Genomic DNA, 19193 nt, shown 5'->3' on the forward strand with positions numbered 1-19193 from the left:
CGCCAAATTAAAGCTAAAGCGAGGCTATCGCATCATTAAACGTGGTGCTTGGACGCATGACACTTTCTGCTAACGATTCGTTAGGCAAATAATAGCCCCCAATATCAACTGGGTTCCCCTGAATATCATTTAACTGCTTGATAATAGACTCTGCATTACTAGAGAGTGTTTGAGCAAGTGGTGTAAATTGCGCTTTTAGCGCATTGTCTTGGTCTTGCTCGGCTAATTCCTGCGCCCAATACAGTGCCAGATAAAAATGACTGCCACGAGTGTCTAACTCGCCTACTTTACGAGAGGGAGATTTATTATTTAATAAAAGTGTTTCGGTAGCTTTATCAAGCGTATCAGATAACACTTGTGCTTTAGTATTGTCATGCTTTTCCGCCAAGTACTCCAGCGCTACTGCCAAGGCTAAAAACTCGCCTAAGGAATCCCAACGTAAGTGATTCTCTTTGAGTAACTGCTTGACATGCTTAGGCGCTGAGCCACCGGCACCGGTTTCAAACAAGCCGCCACCCTTCATCAAGGGAACAATAGATAGCATTTTTGCGCTCGTGCCCAGCTCTAGAATAGGGAACAAGTCAGTGAGGTAATCACGCAACACATTGCCTGTGACAGAGATAGTATCTTTGCCATTGACTAGACGTTCAAGGGTATAGTGAGTGGCGTCCTTAACCGACATGATGCTAATATCTAAATCACGGGTGTCATAGTCTTTTAAATAACGCTCAACTTTCTTGATAAGCTGCGCATGGTGTGGGCGGTTTTTATCAAGCCAAAAAATAGCGGGTGTGTTACTGGCTTTAGCACGAGACACTGCTAGCTTGACCCAGTCTTGAATAGGGGCGTCTTTGACTTGAGACATACGCCAGATATCACCTGTCTCTACGCTGTGCTCAGTTAATACCTTACCATCCGCATCTATCATGCGAACCATACCATCCGTTGTCATCTGGAATGTCTTGTCATGCGAACCATATTCTTCCGCTTTTTGTGCCATTAAACCTACGTTGGGCACCGTACCCATTGTGGTCGGATCAAAAGCACCATGCTCTTTACTAAATGCGATGACTTCTTGATAAAGGCCGGCATAGCTACTGTCTGGGATGACCGCTTTAGTGTCATGTAGCTTACCGTCAGGACCCCACATTTGACCGCCACTGCGAATCATCGCTGGCATAGATGCATCAACAATAACATCACTGGGTACATGGAGGTTGGTAATCCCTTTATCAGAATCGACCATTGCCAAAGCGGGGTTGCTTTTATATATTGAATTAATATCGCCTTCAATCTCTTCGCGTTGTTCTACGGGCAACTCTTCAAGTTTAGAAAGCAGATTGGCAAACCCATAATTGACATTCACATCCAGAACTTTGAAGGTATCGCCATACTTCTCAAATAACTCTTTAAAATAAACTCTAACCGCCTCCCCGAATATGATGGGATCAGAGACTTTCATCATGGTCGCTTTTAGGTGCAATGAAAGCAGTATGCCAGATTTTTTGGCATCGGCGACTTGTTCTTCCAAAAATGCTGTTAGCGCCGTTTTACTCAAAATAGAGGCATCGACAATCTCGCCTTCAAGCAGAGGTGCTGGAGATTTAAGCTCGGTAACGTTGCCATCTTTACCAATAAACTCAATACGATACTCAGTCGCTTTTTCAATGGTAATAGATTGTTCAGTAGCCGCAAAGTCGCCTGAACTCATGGTAGCAACATGAGTTTTGGAGTCAGGAGACCACTTGGCCATGGAATGTGGATGGCTTCTTGCAAAAGCTTTGACCGCTTTTGGTGCCCGTCTATCAGAGTTACCCTCACGCAGTATCGGGTTTACCGCACTGCCTTTAATTTTGTCGTATCGTTTACGAACGTCTTCGTCCTCATCACTCTTGGGATGGTCAGGGTAATCAGGTAAGGCATAGCCTTTACTCTGTAACTCTTTAATAGCCGCTTTTAATTGCGGAATAGACGCACTGATATTAGGCAATTTAATAATATTCGCTTCAGGCTCATTAACCAGCTTACCTAAGTGTGCTAGGGCGTCATGAATACGTTGTTCTTCGGTCAAATAATCAGCAAAAGAGGCAATAATTCGTCCCGCCAGTGAAATATCACTGGTTTCGATATCAACATTTGCTGTTTGAGCAAAGGCCTTAACAATAGGCAAGAAAGATAGGGTGGCAAGAGCGGGGGCTTCATCGGTTTTTGTATAAATAATTTTTGACATTATGATTGTCTATTCCTTTAGCAAGTTGTTAATTAAAAATTCGAAAGGTAGGTCAATAGCGATATGATATTAATGCAAAGATTTAAAACTAGAGTCGTTTAATAACTCACATAGGTATTTTAGTAGAGACGCTTAAGACTGGTATAAAAGTTTAATGAGTTAAAATTTAGCTTAATTATATCATTTAACTTGCTTTTGAGGGAATTGGAAACGCTTATGACACGTTAACCGACTACACATTCGATACGATGTCAATATAGTATAATGAACGAGGTGTCACTTGTTTACTATAATGACTGATATTAATTTATATTAAACTATTTAGAGCATTTTTAACTAAAAAATGCGTTTAATACAAATCCATTTAATACATTGATAAGTTTGAGTGTTTAAGTTTGACAATAAACAACACCCCAAGAATCTACTGACTCTTGGGGTGTTGTTTATTGTCTCATTTTGACTCAAAAGTTGGTCATAATTTAACTCATAACCTGTATTCACAACCTATGGTTGACTATTTTTATCTATAATAAGCCACTACTTCGTTAAAATTAGGATTAAATAGAATGACTATTCAACCTGCGCTTTTAACTTGATGGTGTCTCGTATTGACTCATTTTATTCAAAAAATCATTCAACGTTAGCTTATGAATACAGGTTCTGATTATCGTCCAATCATAAAGACTTTTAATACAGTAGACCTATTAATGAATAAGTTAGCTACTGATTTAACTAAGTTAATTACAGTGTGGCTAGTGTGTCATTAAGCAATTTGCTCGGGCGCATGACACTTTCTGCTAACTTTTCATCAGCGAGGTAATAGCCCTTAAGATCTACAGGCTTACCTTGAACGTCATTTAGTTCTTTAATAATGGCCGCTTCATTACTGATTAGTTTATCGGCAAGCGTGGCAAATTGTGCTTTTAAATCTGCGTCTTGATCTTGTGCGGCAAGCTCTTGTGCCCAGTACATTGCTAGATAGAAGTGACTACCACGGTTATCAAGCTCACCTGTTTTACGTGAGGGTGATTTGTTATTTGAGAGTAGTTTTTCTGTCGCTTTGTCAAGAGAGTCGGCCAGTACTTTCGCTTTGGCATTATTATCGTTTTTAGACAAATGCTCTAAAGATTCAGTCAATGCCAAGAATTCGCCTAGTGAATCCCAACGTAAGTGGTTTTCCTCAAGCAGCTGTTGAACGTGCTTAGGTGCAGAACCGCCTGCACCAGTCTCAAACAAACCACCGCCTTTCATCAAGGGTACAACGGACAACATTTTGGCACTGGTGCCTAATTCTAGAATTGGGAATAAGTCGGTTAGGTAGTCACGTAGGATATTCCCTGTGACCGAGATGGTATCAAGACCTCGAGCAACGCGCTCTAAGGTATAACGCATTGCCCGAACCTGCGACATAATTTTTATTTGTAGACCTTCGGTATCATGGTCTTTTAGGTAGGTTTCAACTTTTTTAATTAATTCATTTTCATGGGGTCTATAAGGATCTAACCAGAATACGGCTGGCGTATTTGATTCACGGGCACGGCGCACCGCAAGTTTAACCCAGTCTTGAATAGGCGCATCTTTGACTTGACACATACGCCAAATATCACCCTCTTCCACCCGTTGCTCAAGTAAGACCTCATCGGTATTAATGTCCACAATACGAGCCATGCCTGCATCACTAGACTCAAAGGTCTTATCGTGAGAGCCATATTCCTCAGCTTTTTGTGCCATTAGGCCAACGTTAGGTACAGTGCCCATGGTTGTTGGATCAAAATTACCATGCCATTTGCAGAAATTAATCATCTCTTGATAAATACGAGCAAATGTAGACTCCGGCATGACGGCTTTACAATCATATAAGTTGCCATCGGCACCCCACATTTTACCCCCATTACGAATCATAGCGGGCATTGAGGCATCGACAATAATGTCACTTGGCGAATGGAAATTAGTGATGCCTTTTGCAGAGTCAACCATCGCTAGGCGTGGGCGATGCTCTTGACAGGCATGTAGATCGCGTTCAATTTCCTCACGCTTTGAGGTGGGTAGGTTTGATATTTTATCGTACAAGTCTGCCATACCGTTATTAACGTTAATGCCTAACTCATCGAACAGATCACCATGCTTCTCGAATGCGTCTTTGTAATAAATTTTAACGGCATGTCCAAATACAATCGGGTGCGACACTTTCATCATGGTCGCTTTTACATGCAGTGAAAACAGAATGTCTGCTTCTTTACAATCTTGCATTTCACGCTCATAAAAATCTAATAGCGATTTTTTGCTCATGAACATAAGGTCGATGATTTCTTTGTCTTGTAACGCTATTTCTGGTTTTAATACCTTCTTAGTGCCATCATCAGCCAACAGCTCCATCCGCACGGTACGGGCTTTATCTAGGGTCATCGACTGTTCGCCATGGTAGAAGTCGCCACTATGCATATGAGACACGTGGGTGCTTGACCATTGTTTCCATTCGCCCATTGAGTGAGGATGTTTGCGAGCAAAGTTTTTTACTGCTTTAGGCGCACGGCGGTCTGAGTTACCTTCACGTAAAACAGGATTGACCGCACTGCCTAACGCCTTACCATAACGCTTACGAATCTCTTTTTCTTCGTCTGTTTGTGGATCTTCTGGAAAATCAGGCACAGCGAACCCTTTGCTTTGTAGCTCTTTAATACAGGCTTTAAGCTGCTGAACAGATGCACTAATGTTTGGTAATTTAATAATGTTAGTATCTGGATCCTGCGTTAATCGTCCCAGCTCAGCAAGATTGTCAGGAACCCGTTGTTCTTCAGTTAAATAATCGGGAAATTCAGCCAATACTCGTGCTGCAACAGAGATATCACTTGTTTCAACCGAAACGCCTGCTGTTTTGGTAAATGCTTTAACAATAGGCAGGAATGAGAAGGTGGCTAGGGCTGGCGCTTCGTCGGTTTTTGTATAAATAATTTTTGACATAGGTTTTATTTTATCCCTTTAGGTTATAGTTGATAGAGGTTCTTAATTATTATCTAATAATACAATATAAAAATGGACTGTGCGGTTAAATCGAATAAATAAGAAGCAAAAATAAACAAAGTCTCTTATTAAAAAGTTTCTTATTAAAAAGTCTCTTATTAAATGTGAAACTGAATAGAGCATCGCCTTGGTTGAATCTGCCCTATACATAATTATATCATTTAACCTAACTTAACTTAAAGTGACTTGCCGGCGCTATATAGTCATAAGCCTATCGTAAATGTTAACTAAAAATCCAGACAAATGTTACCTAATGTGGTTGGATAGATAAACTCTGTAACAGTTGTAGCTAGTCATCTAGCGTACTATGCTATTTTTTTACACCATACCTACCGAAGTGTTACCTTATAGGGACAATACAATTAGGTACTATAAAGGTTAGTTTAGTGTTTTATTAGTATTCGAAAATGAATGTTTTAATACTTGCTAGGGCCTGTATATAATTCACATATTAGCCTTAAAGGCACCAGAGAGATCTATTAGGTTAGACTATAAAAACTGCCATTATTTCATTATATATATAAGATAGAGACTTTGTTTATTATACTTTGGCGATCTATCGGAGATAGTTTTATAAATTTGTTAGGTTAAGTGTTAATGTTTTAACTTTGTTTTAACAGTTTTTATTCATGTTTTTGCCCCTGTTTCTATCAATACTTCTTTCACTATTACCTAATAATTAATACCTGACTTATGACTTATTCCTATGCGCTGACTCAAGATACCGATTGGCAAAATCGCCCCAAATGGCAAGTGCCAGATACACCCTTTATGTCATTTAAATATTGGCAAGCCCTTACTCATACGGGTGCCATTGGTGCAGAGTCAGGCTGGGTACCTTTGTATGTTCTTATCTATAAAGATGATATCAATGCGCCTGTTGCAGTAATGCCGTTATTTATTAAAGGCCATCATCAAGGTGAATACGTATTTGATCATGCATGGGCGGAGGCTTATGCTCGTTATGGTGTCGATTATTACCCTAGATTAGTGACCAGTGTGCCGTATACACCAGTGAGTGGAGGGCGGTTTTGGCTAGCTGAAGGCGCAACGCTAGATAACGACATTTGGCAAACTGCAATAGCCGCAATAGACGAAGTAGCCAAGCAAACTGGCGCCTCAAGCTGGCATGGTTTATTTATCGAACCTGAGCAAGTTGAAATAAGTAAATCGTTACCCAGAACACTATCTAAGCATCAGTTATTGGAACGCCAAGGCTGTCAGTTTTTATGGCACAATCAAAATTTAACCCAGCTAGATTGCGATGGTAAGCCTCAGCCCTTTGATAGTTTTGAGGACTTTTTGTCTACCTTGACTGCTAAAAAGCGCAAAAATATTCGAGCCGAACGTAAGAAAATAGCCAAGCAAAAATTACGTTGCCAGATTAAAAAAGGTAATGAAATCACAGAGCGTGACTGGGAGATTTTCTATCAATGCTATGCCATGACCTACGCTGTACGTGGTCGTTATCCATACTTAAATCAAGACTTCTTTGATGAAATAGCTCAAGCCATGTCAGACAATCTAATGCTGGCACAAGGGATAGATGAGACTGGCAATATCATAGCCAGTAGCTTGTTTTTTTATGATGCTCCTACGCAGCCCAATGCAACGTTATATGGGCGTTATTGGGGCTCACTAGAGGAGTATGATAGTTTGCACTTTGAGCTGTGCTACTATCAAGGTATCGAGTTTGCGATCGAGCAAGGTTTGCATAATTTTGACCCCGGTACCCAAGGCGAGCACAAGCTTATTCGAGGCTTTGTGCCGACTAAGACCTACTCTTTACATCGTATTTATGATGATCGATTTGAACCCGCTATTGTCAAGTTCTGTGAGCAAGATCGCGACTATATGTATCAATATCGCAGGCAAGCTCATGAATCATTGCCATTTAATATTGATAATATGCCTCAGTTTAAAGGCTGAGCCAAAATTACCATTCATTAAGTTAAATTTTAATAAAACTTTTTAGCTAGCCTCTTTTCCCTAAGCCTTCATGCCGTATCCGATTATGCAACTCAATCAATCTAATAAAACTTGAAATACTGTTTTTAGTTTAAAGGACAATCAAACAATGGTCGCAGGGTCTAAACTTAGGGATAACAAAAATCTCTTGTCAGAAGAAACCCTACTTTGGCTAACCTCCGACGGTTCATTGACGGCGTTATTAGAAAATAAAGCCGGTCAACCTTTAAAAGTCGAGCGCACCTTTGAAGGTTATCGTCCGTTAACACTGCCTCAAAAAAAACAGTTGGGTTATAAAGGGTACCAACTGAATCGTCCTATGCTGGCATGGGTGCGTGAGGTATTACTCTATGGCAATGCTACTATGCCGTGGGTGGCTGCGCAAAGTGTATTTCCGCTGACAAGCTTAGCGGGGGAGGCGAGACGGCTTAAATATTTGCAGGGTACGCCTATTGGATATGTGATGTTCAAGCGACAGGCGACCTTGCCGAGTCAAAGAGTGATACAGTTGACACCACAAGGTTGGCGACGAAGTACAGTCTATCAGTGGCAGCATAGACAGATATTAATTAGTGAAACCTTTTTGCCAGAATTTTTTAGCTAAAAAGCCTATAAAGTTGCAGATAGCTTATTTGGGTATTTTTAAGAATCAGCGAAACCTTAAAAACGCCATATTCGGGCGGCGTTTTTGTCTATTTTCAGCCTAATTTCATGTTACACTTATTGCCTAATGTGCGAAGTTGCCACCCCCTTAAAATATCTCGTTAAGTGAGGCTAAGTACCTACTTAGACTGGACTTATAGGTTTTAAGATTGAGAATAGACGGTCGGTTGGTTCAGCGCTTGTATTTTTTATATGTCAGCGATGACTTATTTATAGGAAAACAATATGTTTAAAGATATTAGTATTAAAGATTATGACCCAGATTTATATCAAGCCATGGTGTCAGAAACCGAGCGTCAAGAAAGCCATATCGAGCTTATCGCTTCAGAAAACTATTGCTCATCAGCAGTCATGGAAGCGCAAGGGTCAGATCTAACCAACAAATATGCCGAAGGTTACCCTGGAAAACGCTATTACGGCGGTTGTGAATATGTTGATATCGTTGAGCAATTAGCGATTGACCGTGCCAAAGAGCTATTCGGTGCTGAATATGCCAACGTGCAGCCGCATGCCGGTAGTCAAGCGAACTCAGCAGTATTTTTAGCGCTATTAGATGCTGGCGATACTGTATTAGGTATGAGCCTTGATGCGGGTGGTCACTTAACACATGGCGCTCATGTGAACTTCTCTGGTATTAACTATAATGCCGTACAATATGGCTTAGTCGAAGAAACGGGTCTCATCGATTATGATGAAGTAGAGCGTTTGGCACAAGAGCACAAGCCAAAAATGATTATTGCAGGTTTTTCAGCGTATTCACAAGTTGTTGATTGGCAACGTTTCCGCGATATCGCCGACAAAGTTGGCGCTTACTTCTTTGTGGATATGGCGCATGTGGCAGGCCTAGTAGCCGCTGGCGTTTACCCAAGCCCAGTACCTTTTGCAGATGTGGTAACAACAACAACTCATAAAACCTTGCGTGGCCCTCGTTCAGGTTTAATTTTATCTCGTGATGATAAGCTGGCTAAAAAGTTAAATTCAGCTGTATTCCCAGGCAACCAAGGTGGCCCGTTAATGCACGCCATTGCTGCAAAAGCGGTTTGCTTCAAAGAAGCCTTACAAGATGATTTTAAAACGTACCAGCAGCAAGTGGTTAAAAACGCACAAGCAATGGCAAAAGTTATTCAAGAGCGTGGCTATGATATTATCTCTGGTGGTACTGAAAACCACTTAATGCTTATCAGCTTAGTGAAGCAGGAAATGACGGGTAAAGAAGCTGATAAATGGCTAGGCGATGCTGGTATTACGGTCAATAAAAATGCCGTACCGAATGATCCTAAATCCCCGTTCGTCACTTCAGGTATTCGTATTGGAACACCTGCTATTACTACTCGTGGCTTTAATGAGGCACAATCTAGCGAGTTAGCGGGCTGGATTTGTGATGTATTAGACAGTCGTGGTGATGAGCAAGTTATCGCTGATACCCGTAAAAAAGTACAGGCTATTTGCAAAGAATTGCCAGTATACGAAAGCAATCAATAGTTATTACCAGTAGTTATTACCAGTAGTTACTAATAGCTACTGAGCTTATATCATAATAGTTTGCTAATAAAACCGCTTAGATAATCGTTTAAGCGGTTTTATTATTTTCAACAACGAAATATAAATAGAGAAGTCTGATGCGACTTAAAATACACGCTCTATATCATGTCGATTTTGAACATCTTAGCTATATAAAACAATGGGCGGATGAACGAGGTTATAGCATTTCAACCACCCGTTTTTATGATAATGACGCTTTACCAGATCAAAATAGCTTTGATTGGCTTATCATTATGGGTGGGCCAATGGGGGTACATGACAATGTTGAATTTCCTTGGTTAATCGAAGAAAAGGAGTTCATAGAACAGGCTATAAAAGCGGGTAAAACTATTTTGGGCATTTGCTTAGGCGCACAGCTGATTGCCGATTGTCTAGGTGCCAAAGTTGAACCGTCAGGGATCAAAGAAATAGGTTGGATGCCTATTGAGTTAACTGAGGCGGGCAAGCAGCATTATTTATTACAGGATTTGCCAAAACAGGCGTTTAATGTCTTTCATTGGCATGGTGATGGGTTTGATTTGCCAAAAGGCGCGACACCTATTGCTCAGTCAAAGTTTTGGAACAACCAAGGGTTTATTTACCAAAATGAAACTCATAAAAAGCTGAATACATGGGTAATGGGTTGGCAATGTCATTTTGAAGTGACCCCTAAAAGTATGCAGGATATGGTTCAAAAGGGTAAGGACTATTTAAATGACTCACTATTAACCCATCCTGAATCGGTTCAAACAGCGGAAGAGATTCTTGAGTTAGGTAAACAGTTCATTCATGATAATAATACTTGGCTGACTACAATTTTGAATCGTATGGTAGATTGTCAAAAGAACTAAATAGGCAACTAAAATTATTTAATGTATAGGTAATTCATACAGAGAGAATCAGTCGGTTTAATAAACTGTCCTAGTACTTAGAGAGTAAGAAGTTAGAGAGTAAGAAGTTAGAGAGTAAGAAGCTAGAGAATAAGAAGCTAGAGAATAAGAAGCTAGGTTAAATCTCATAACCTAAACTCTTTATGCAAAACATTCTAGATATAGACAGGTTTAAAGAGTGACTAAATACCCTACATAAACGGTAGGTTTACAAAGATCTGAAGTACCGTTGCATTGACAATATCCACGAAGAATGCCCCGACCATAGGTACAATCAGGAAGGCTTTTGGCGAGGCCAAATAGCGATCGGTGACCGCTTGCATATTGGCAATAGCCGTTGGTGTTGCTCCCATACCAAAGCCGCAATGACCCGCTGCTAAGACAGCTGAATCATAATCTTTACCCATGATTCTAAAGGTAATCAAATATACATAGGCAATCATGACTAGAGTTTGTACAATCAGAATAATAAGTACTGGGCCTGCCAGATCCGTTAATTGCCATAATTTTAAAGACAAAAGCGCCATCGCTAGAAATAAACTTAAAGACGCGTTACCGATCACATCAATGGCTCGGTCGAACATATCAAAGTCAAATACCATCGTTAGCACATTACGGATTATGACACCGCCAGCCAATGCCCAAACGAATGTGGGTAAATCAAACCAAGTCCCTTCGCCAACAACCGTCATAATTTCGGCGAAAGCTAAAGCGGCCGCAAACAAAGCTAACGACTCAATAGTAGAGGAAGCCGTGATTAGGCGGATATTATCTGGTTTCTCAAAAATCTCTTTATCTCTATGAACGTCATCTTCATTGTGTTTGGTGCTATACAGCGATTGTTTACCAGCCAATATCTCTGTTTCACTAGGATTTGGATTCTCAGGGGTTGGCTTAACGCCTAATTGATTAATGAGTCGACGGGCTACTGGACCACCGATTACCCCACCAGCAACCAGACCATAGGTAGCAACGGCAATGCCTAAGGTGGTTGCACCAACTACGCCATATTGCTCCTCTAGCGTAATACCCCAAGCACCCGCTGTGCCATGACCCCCTGTTAGGGCGATGGAACCTGTCACTAGTCCTAATAAGGGATCAAGTCCAAGTATACTCGCCATGGAAACACCGACAATGTCCTGTATAACGATGAAGGCGGAGACGACAGCGGTAAAGATTAATAACGGTGTGCCCCCTGCTTTTAATCGTCCAAAGTCAGCACTTAAGCCGATGGATGCGAAGAACATTAGCATACAGGCAGTTTGTAACTCTTGCTGAAAGTTAAAGCTATAGCCCCAAAACAAATTAAGAGCATATACAATAATAGCGGCTACCAAACCCCCTGCCACAGGCTCTGGAATATTAAAATCTTCTAAAAAATTAATTTTTTTTAACCAAAAATCGGCCAAGTAGCAAGACTAAGGTGGCTAATATTAAGGTATAGTAGCCATTTAAAGTGACTTCCATCAGTAGCTCCTTTATAAATATAGTAAAAAGAATAAATATAGTTACTAATAAATTACAGCTGCCAAAAAAGCTACTAATAAAAACGTACTAAGAAAAAAGCTGCCTTAATTTGGAATGGAGTAAGTATCCTTTTAAATCAAAGTTTGCTTAACAGGGTTTATATTTTCAGTAATACTAAATTATTATCTAATATTTGATTTGACATATAGCAGCCAAATAAAATAGGAGCCAAATAAAACTAGGAGTTAAATGAAATAGGAGGCAAATAAAATATAGCCTGTCAGCAAAATAAACTGAGTTCAAAGAATAGGTCTGACCGAGTGTTAAGCCTGTGCTAGGGTAAAAGATAAAGCTAATTTGATCATAAGAAATACATAATCAGTAGAAAAGATTTAAATAGGGCTGAAATTGTAGAATAATAGCAACTTTTTAGTATAGTAGGTAAGTTAACATTATGATTCATAAGGTAAAAACAAACCGTCATCCGAATAGGGTTAGAAAACCAATCGGCGTGTGTGTAGAGAGGCATAGAGAAAATGAATAGTGAATAATGATATTAAAAAACGCCAGCAAAAGCTGACGTTCTATATTTTATTTTATATCTTCTATATGTTATATAAAGTTTCTATATGTTATATAAAGTAATGATGGGTAATCATTGAGCACTAGCAAAAATTTTTGTCTTATTCATTAACCACGAACCTCACCATGACCATATACTATCCACTTTTGGGAGGTTAAACCATTTAGACCCACTGGGCCCCGGGCGTGAATCTTATCGGTTGAAATACCAATCTCGGCACCTAGCCCATATTCAAAGCCATCTGCAAAACGACTTGAAGCATTAATCATCACACTGGCTGAATCGACTTCACGGATAAAACGCTGCGACTTGCTGTAGTTATCAGTAATGATGACATCGGTATGATGACTTCCATGGGTGTTAATATGGGCGATGGCGTCATCTAAGCCATCAATAACTTTGATAGCAAGAATAGGGGCTAAGTACTCAGTATCCCAATCCTCATCATTGGCATCACTTAAATGTCCTGCAAGCTTGGCGTTGTCTTTTAAGATGGCTTTAGCATTAGAGTTTAAACGTAGCTGCATGGCATCATCTGCCTCAACGATTGCTTCAGCAATTTTAGGCAGCAGTTTATCAGCGACGTTTGTATCAACCAGTAAGGTTTCCATCGTATTACAAGTGCCATAACGATGGGTTTTAGCATTTACACTAACTTCTACTGCAATTTTAGGATCGGCATCGCTATCAATAAACGTATGGCAGTTACCATCTAAATGCTTAATAACGGGTACTTTTGCATCTTGACTGATACGTTTAATAAGCCCTTTACCACCTCGAGGTACGATCACGTCTACATAATCTGTCATAGTAATCAGTTCGCCGACAGCAGCACGGTCGGTCGTTTGTAATACTTGGACGCCATATTCAGGAAGTCCTGATTCTTTTAGTCCCTCTAAGATACATTTAGCAATAGCTTGATTTGAGTTAAATGCTTCAGAACCGCCACGCAGTATAATGGCATTTCCTGATTTAAGGGCTAGAGAGGCGGCTTCTAAGGTCACATTAGGACGTGATTCATAAATCATGCCTACCACCCCTAAAGGCACACGCATTTTACCCAGCTGGATGCCAGAAGGGCGAAATGTCATATCAGTTACCTCACCAATCGGATCAGGCAGGTTCGCCACATCTTTTAAACCTTGTAGCATGGATTCAAAGCGGGATTCGTTTAGCTCTAGGCGGTCAAGTAGGGCAGCGTCTAAATTATTTTTATCGCCGTTATCCATATCAGTTTTATTGGCGGCTAAGATATCTGCTTTTGACTGTTGAAGTTTGTCATGGATGGTCAATAGGGCTTTGTTTTTTACTCCTGTATTGGCAGCTGCCAGAAATCTCGATGCTTCTCTGGCCTGTTTGCCTACTTGATGCATGTAGCTTTTAATATTCGTAATATTCTGTGTCATTAGTTATCCCTAAGTAAGTCAACGTATTTGAGATAGATTAGCTTATAATTGAGTCATAAATTTGCTATTTAACATAAAACAAATATCCATAATAGTAAAGGGCATGTAACGGGGAGTAACTAGCAGTAAAATAAAGTATTCGTACAATCAGAGTTATTTTAACTATCGGGATTTTAAACATTTGGTCTTCAAGCTTAATGATAACTAAATACTCCTTGCATATAACTTACAAACCGTCACAAACTTTTTCCAAACTAGGCTAATAAGTGCATTTTAGAGTTTGTAAAGTGTCATATTATAGTTTGTAAAGTATCACTGTAAAACATGAGATTCTTTATGAAATAAACGGTATAGACTTCAAATGAGAGAGGTAATCATATGCGTACACTAAATGTATCATTATTTTCAAAGTTAGTTTTAGTTTCGGCATTAGGTATCGGTGTTGCTGCTTGTAGTTCTCAAAAAGAGGATGCAGAGGCTCGCGGCGATATTGAAACGCAGAGCACACCCCAAGACCAAATTGTGGAAGATCAACTCGAGCAAAATCAAGCGGGTAAAATGCAAAACGATATGCCAAATGACTCTGATATGCCTAATACCTCTAATGATGCTCCTAATGCCTCTGATGAATCAAATGAAGCTAGTGAATCTAAGAGTATTAATGATGCCGCAGTTAGCGAAATTGATAATGTTGATAATGCTGATGTTGTTGATGGCACTGAGAAAGAAGAAAATATTTCGACCTATTAATTTGTCCATTACGCTCTATAGTGGTTAATCTTTTAGTAATTAGTTTTTAATCTATAAATTATCTATAAGTTGCGTTAAGTTCACTTAGGGTTTGTTATAGTAATTAATACGTATCACTCCTAATATTGCCAATATGGTTAGGGTTAGCCCTTACCATATTGGTATTTTTTTAAAGGCGTATTGACGATTGCTGTAGAAATGTCTTATTACAAAATTTTTTTATTAAGAGTTAATATTTTTTGGCGATAGAGTGGCATTAAACGGTATAAATTATTTTGGTCTACACCGATAGCTTAAGTTGCTATAATATAAATCCAACTTCTGTTTTAAATTACTATGGATCAACCCTTTCATTATGCCGCTAAATACATCAGATCGCTCAATTGCCCTAGATTTGCAAAATATTCATAAGAGCTTTGGCTCACTTGAGGTATTAAAAGGTGTGTCACTCACAGCATATGATGGCGATGTCATCTCTATATTAGGCTCATCAGGATCTGGTAAGTCAACACTTTTACGCTGTATCAATTTACTGGAAAGTCCAAGTCAAGGTAGTATTACTTTAGGTAATGAGTCACTGGAATTGGTCGCTGATAAATCGGGTAACTTGCGTGCTGCAAATAAAAAGCAGCTAGAAAGCTTTCGAGCGAGAATAGGTTTTGTATTTCAAAACTTTAATCTATGGCCGCATAAAACCATCATAGATAACATTATCGAAGGGCCTACCCAAGTCTTAAAAATTAGCAAAGATCAGGCGATAAGCGACGCTGAAGCGCTGCTAAACAAAGTCGGTTTATTTGATAAAAAAGATGCCTATCCGGCTAATTTATCAGGTGGTCAGCGCCAACGTGTTGCGATTGCTCGCGCATTGGCAATGAATCCTCAAGTATTATTATTTGATGAGCCAACATCAGCGCTAGATCCTGAATTGGTCAATGAAGTACTGGCAGTAATGCGTGATCTTGCTGCCGAGGGGCGTACTATGTTAATTGTGACGCATGAAATGCGCTTTGCGCGCGATGTGTCGACTCAAGTGGTTTTTTTGCATCAAGGGCGTATTGAAGAGATGGGCACACCCCAGCAAATTTTTGATAACCCAACCTCAGTGCGGGTGCGTGAATTTATGGCATCGCATCGTGCAGATGCTAATACGATACCACCTGCCACTTCTGAGGCTTTAATATTAGATTAAGTCGTCTATTGTGTTATTTATATCTATTAAGTGGTATTGAGTAGAGGTAAGCATTGATGTTCAATGCTTACCTCTTTTTTTAAATATAGTTTGAGACACGCTAGCAAACGTTAGTGACAAAATTATGACCAATCAATCGAAATAGTTTGTTTTTACAACCACCGTAAGGTATTATTTTTGTATATAAACTTTGCTCAATCATTATTGTTACTCCTATTCTTGACAAATATAGTCATTTTAAGACTTGCTAACAATTTATAGTCTGCTCTGTGATATCGACTTAATTACCTTTGGTCGGTTACTAGCAGATTAATTATGTTGCGCAAAAGTTAATGAATAATTTAAGCCACATTTGGCTATGGAGAAAGAAAGTATGAATTTTTTAAACACCCCGCTATGGAGTACAAAGCCAGTGAGTAAAAAGCTATCTCGTACGATGTTGTCTTCCATTGCTGTAGCAAGCATCGTTAGTTTAGTAGGATGTTCCCAACCCGCTGATGAGACGACAGCCCAAGACGAGGGGGCGGCCTCTACCAGTGAAGCAAAAACTATTCGCATTGCAACAGAGGGTGCGTACCCCCCATTTAACTATACCAACAATGATGGTTCTTTAGGCGGCTTTGATATCGATGTGGCAAATGCTGTGTGCGCGCATATGAAAGCAGAGTGTGAAATAGTTGCCCAAGATTGGGACGGTATTATCCCTGGTCTTTTAGCTAATAAATATGACGCTATTGTAGCGGGTATGTCCATCACACCTGAGCGTTTAGAAAAAGTAGACTTCTCTGAACCTTACTTTAAAAATACGATGGTATGGCTTGCTAAAAATGATGGTAGTTTTGATCCAAATAATATTTCAGGAAAGGATTTAGGCGGACAGCGCTCAACGACATTAGGCGCTTATCTACAAGATAATTATGATGGTCAAAATGGCAACACTGTTAACTTATATGACACTTATGAAAATGCTTATCTTGATCTAAAGTCTGGTCGTGTCGATGCAGTATTGGCTGAGAAAGTATCAGCAGCAGATTGGTTACCACAAAATCCAGATTATGGTGTCATTGGTAATGAGATTGATAACAATGACAACATTGGTATTGCGATTCGCAAAGGTGATGATTTAAAAGCTGATTTCGACGCAGCAATTACAGCCTTACGCGACAGTGGCGAGCTTGAGAAGCTTGAACAAGCAAATTTTACTAAGTAGTAGCGCTTGAGTCTTTGAGTGCTTAAATCGTTGAGCTTAATGTAGTCCAGTATAAAGTATAAGTAGTAATTCTTTATACGGACTTAACAGCTTCACAGCCACTATTAAACATATCTCCTTTCTAATGACGATCAGGATGACAAGATGATACATGTAAAGACTGACAAAAAATGGGCGCTACTACCCCTTGCCTTATCAGGGCTGATGCTTGCAGCTTGTACCAATAGCAGCACGCAAACTGAGACAGAATCAGACAATGCAACCAAAGCTGAACAACCAGCTGAGACGATTAGAGTCGCTACTGAATCAAGCTATAAACCTTTAAGTTATACCGATGCTGACGGAAAATTAATTGGATTTGAGATTGATCTAATGAATGCCCTGTGCGAAGAGATGAAAGCAAACTGCGACATTTCATCGCAAGAATGGGATGGGTTAATTCCAGGACTGCAAGCCAAAAAGTTTGATGCAGTTATTGCTGGTATGTCAATTACGCCAGAACGTTTAGAAGTTATCGACTTTACTGAGCCTTATTTAAATAACGGTTTAATCTTTGTCGCTAAAAAGGGCGACGATATAAGTATTGATAATGACTTAAGTGGTGTCTCAGTAGGAGCACAGCGTGCTACTATTGCGGCTCAATATATTGAAGACAACCATCCTAATGCAAAGATCAACCTATATGATACGCAAGAAAATGCCTATCTAGATTTATCATCAGGTCGTATCCGTGCTTTATTATCGGATAAGGTAACCGCTGCCAACTGGTTGCAAAGTACAGAGGGTAATTCCTTTGAGCAAAAAGGCGATGAGTTTAGTGCAGATGATGCAATGGGTATTGCTGTGCGTAAAGGCGATGAATTAGCGGGCAAGTTTAATGAAGCGATTGCTGCACTAAAAGAGAATGGTAAATATGATGACATTGCAGCCCCATATTTTGGTACGGCTAGCACGGCAGCAGCGCAACAAGCAGCTGCTCAATAACACGTTGTAACTGTAAAGAAGCCTGAAACACTATCAAATCATGCTCAGCTTAGTTGATATTAGTTGGTTAATGTTAGGCGGATAATAGCTACGGGCATGATTAAATGCATACATGCGTAAATGTGTATAAGGTAAGTGAGATTTGAGTAGTCTATGGGCGGTTATTAATTATATAACCATTTTCAGAGTACTTTGACTATATACTAGGTTCGTTATCTCTATGTCAGGGTGGCGGGCATAATTTTGGAGATATCGATGCTAAAAAAATTGTCAGTCAGAGCTAAGCCAGTCAAATTTAGATCGGCCATAGCTGCAACAGCCGTGACTACAACATTGACACTATCAATATTTATGACAGCCTGTAGTAATGCTACTGAGACACAAGAGACGAAAGCTAAACAGGGAACATCTGAGTCAAATAGTGAGGTAGTACGTATTGCAACAGAAGGGGCTTATGCTCCTTTCAACTACACAGATGCTGAGGGTAACCTAGGTGGCTATGATGTAGATATTGCAAATGCACTTTGTGAAGAGATGCAGGCGTCTTGCACTATAGTCGCTCAAGATTGGGATGGTATTATTCCTGGTCTTAAAGCAGGTAAGTATGATGCGATTGTAGCAGCGATGTCGGTTACGCCAGAGCGTCAAGCGCAAGTGGATTTTACAGAGCCTTATTTCACTAACTCATTGGTATTTATAGCCAATAATGATAGTGACTTTGATCCATCAAATGAAAATAACGTCAATAGCAGCCGCATCGCAGCTCAGCGCTCAACCATTTCATCTCAGTGGTTAGAGGAAAACTATCCCCAAGCTGAGGCCCAACTTTACGATACTCTTAATAATGCGTTTTTGGATTTAGAAGCAGGGCGAGTCGATGCTATGGTCTCTGATATGCTTCCAGCAATCGAGTGGTTAAGCAAAAATAAAACTGGCTTTGAGCTCAAAGGTAAAGCGATTGATATCGATGATAATCTTGCGATTGCCGTTCGTAAAGGCGATGCCATAAAAGAAAAATTCGATACGGCATTAGCGGCTATAAAAGAAAATGGTACCTATGATCGTATTACCAATGAGCATTTCCCAGTACCTGCTTCTGCTGAGTAATACATGTTGGCAATAAATAATTTGTAGACATATCAGGTCGTGTCCTCATTGACAGCAACTTACAACTGACAGTAATTTACATTTTATAGGTCAAAAATGGCTAAATTTTTGTCAAGCGGGGTCTGTTTTCTAGAAAATATGACCCTATTATCTGCTAAATCATTCGTGTTTAACGATAACTTATTTCATTTTTACCCTCAT

General features: G+C 39.8%; 12 protein-coding genes and 1 pseudogene. 9 read left to right on the forward strand and 4 right to left on the reverse strand.

Annotated features, from left to right (window positions below; all coding sequences use genetic code 11):
* Window positions 1-13: 13 nt before the first annotated feature.
* Together AC2SLL_RS10430 and AC2SLL_RS10435 are read right to left on the reverse strand one after the other, a co-directional pair.
* Window positions 14-2230: an NADP-dependent isocitrate dehydrogenase gene (locus tag AC2SLL_RS10430; protein ID WP_486531632.1), complete on the reverse strand. Its 2217-nt coding sequence runs from the start codon at window positions 2228-2230 to the stop codon at window positions 14-16.
* A gap of 741 nt (window positions 2231-2971) precedes the next feature.
* The gene (locus AC2SLL_RS10435; RefSeq protein ID WP_486531633.1) at window positions 2972-5191 is read right to left on the reverse strand and encodes an NADP-dependent isocitrate dehydrogenase; all 2220 of its coding nucleotides are present in this window, start codon (window positions 5189-5191) and stop codon (window positions 2972-2974) included.
* A 753-nt stretch (window positions 5192-5944) separates the two neighbouring features.
* Between AC2SLL_RS10435 and AC2SLL_RS10440 the strand changes: the two genes are divergently transcribed.
* From AC2SLL_RS10440 to AC2SLL_RS10455, 4 genes are all read left to right on the forward strand, one after another.
* Entirely contained in the window at window positions 5945-7180 is a 1236-nt protein-coding gene (locus AC2SLL_RS10440; RefSeq protein ID WP_486531634.1) for a GNAT family N-acetyltransferase, read from the forward strand.
* Between the two features lie 187 nt (window positions 7181-7367).
* A complete protein-coding gene (locus tag AC2SLL_RS10445; protein ID WP_486531635.1) occupies window positions 7368-7823 on the forward strand; it encodes a chorismate--pyruvate lyase family protein in 456 nt (151 codons plus the stop codon).
* 284 nt (window positions 7824-8107) lie between these two features.
* Window positions 8108-9364 carry a serine hydroxymethyltransferase gene (glyA, locus tag AC2SLL_RS10450; RefSeq protein WP_486531636.1) on the forward strand — a complete coding sequence of 419 codons (1257 nt, stop codon included), beginning with the start codon at window positions 8108-8110 and terminating at the stop codon, window positions 9362-9364.
* 137 nt (window positions 9365-9501) lie between these two features.
* Complete coding sequence (locus AC2SLL_RS10455; protein WP_486531637.1) at window positions 9502-10254, forward strand: type 1 glutamine amidotransferase; 753 nt, start codon at window positions 9502-9504, stop codon at window positions 10252-10254.
* A gap of 230 nt (window positions 10255-10484) precedes the next feature.
* Here AC2SLL_RS10455 and gltS read toward each other — a convergent pair.
* Together gltS and AC2SLL_RS10465 are read right to left on the reverse strand one after the other, a co-directional pair.
* A pseudogene (gene gltS, locus AC2SLL_RS10460) lies at window positions 10485-11760 on the reverse strand (sodium/glutamate symporter).
* A 690-nt stretch (window positions 11761-12450) separates the two neighbouring features.
* Window positions 12451-13749: a glutamate-5-semialdehyde dehydrogenase gene (locus AC2SLL_RS10465; protein WP_486531638.1), complete on the reverse strand. Its 1299-nt coding sequence runs from the start codon at window positions 13747-13749 to the stop codon at window positions 12451-12453.
* 378 nt (window positions 13750-14127) lie between these two features.
* Between AC2SLL_RS10465 and AC2SLL_RS10470 the strand changes: the two genes are divergently transcribed.
* The 5 genes from AC2SLL_RS10470 (at window position 14128) to AC2SLL_RS10490 (ending at window position 18992) form a co-directional block, all read left to right on the forward strand.
* On the forward strand, window positions 14128-14499 hold the full coding sequence (locus tag AC2SLL_RS10470; RefSeq protein ID WP_486531639.1) for a hypothetical protein: 372 nt from the start codon (window positions 14128-14130) through the stop codon (window positions 14497-14499).
* Between the two features lie 355 nt (window positions 14500-14854).
* A complete protein-coding gene (locus AC2SLL_RS10475; RefSeq protein WP_486531640.1) occupies window positions 14855-15691 on the forward strand; it encodes an ABC transporter ATP-binding protein in 837 nt (278 codons plus the stop codon).
* Between the two features lie 436 nt (window positions 15692-16127).
* Entirely contained in the window at window positions 16128-16901 is a 774-nt protein-coding gene (locus AC2SLL_RS10480; RefSeq protein ID WP_486531677.1) for a transporter substrate-binding domain-containing protein, read from the forward strand.
* Window positions 16902-17045: 144 nt separating this feature from the next.
* Window positions 17046-17885, forward strand: a complete 840-nt coding sequence (locus AC2SLL_RS10485) for an ABC transporter substrate-binding protein (RefSeq protein WP_486531641.1) — start codon at window positions 17046-17048, stop codon at window positions 17883-17885.
* A gap of 255 nt (window positions 17886-18140) precedes the next feature.
* The gene (locus AC2SLL_RS10490) at window positions 18141-18992 is read left to right on the forward strand and encodes an ABC transporter substrate-binding protein (RefSeq protein ID WP_486531642.1); all 852 of its coding nucleotides are present in this window, start codon (window positions 18141-18143) and stop codon (window positions 18990-18992) included.
* Window positions 18993-19193: the final 201 nt, after the last annotated feature.

Source organism: Psychrobacter sp. CX97, assembly GCF_057396285.1.

Coding starts and splice junctions, on each gene's coding strand:
- AC2SLL_RS10480 (WP_486531677.1), top strand. CDS start 16,128: ATGTTGTCTTCCATTGCTGTAGCAAGCATCGTTAGTTTAGTAGGATGT.
- AC2SLL_RS10470 (WP_486531639.1), top strand. CDS start 14,128: ATGCGTACACTAAATGTATCATTATTTTCAAAGTTAGTTTTAGTTTCG.
- AC2SLL_RS10465 (WP_486531638.1), bottom strand. CDS start 13,749: ATGACACAGAATATTACGAATATTAAAAGCTACATGCATCAAGTAGGC.
- AC2SLL_RS10435 (WP_486531633.1), bottom strand. CDS start 5,191: ATGTCAAAAATTATTTATACAAAAACCGACGAAGCGCCAGCCCTAGCC.
- AC2SLL_RS10440 (WP_486531634.1), top strand. CDS start 5,945: ATGACTTATTCCTATGCGCTGACTCAAGATACCGATTGGCAAAATCGC.
- AC2SLL_RS10430 (WP_486531632.1), bottom strand. CDS start 2,230: ATGTCAAAAATTATTTATACAAAAACCGATGAAGCCCCCGCTCTTGCC.
- AC2SLL_RS10485 (WP_486531641.1), top strand. CDS start 17,046: ATGATACATGTAAAGACTGACAAAAAATGGGCGCTACTACCCCTTGCC.
- AC2SLL_RS10490 (WP_486531642.1), top strand. CDS start 18,141: ATGCTAAAAAAATTGTCAGTCAGAGCTAAGCCAGTCAAATTTAGATCG.
- glyA (WP_486531636.1), top strand. CDS start 8,108: ATGTTTAAAGATATTAGTATTAAAGATTATGACCCAGATTTATATCAA.
- AC2SLL_RS10455 (WP_486531637.1), top strand. CDS start 9,502: ATGCGACTTAAAATACACGCTCTATATCATGTCGATTTTGAACATCTT.
- AC2SLL_RS10475 (WP_486531640.1), top strand. CDS start 14,855: ATGCCGCTAAATACATCAGATCGCTCAATTGCCCTAGATTTGCAAAAT.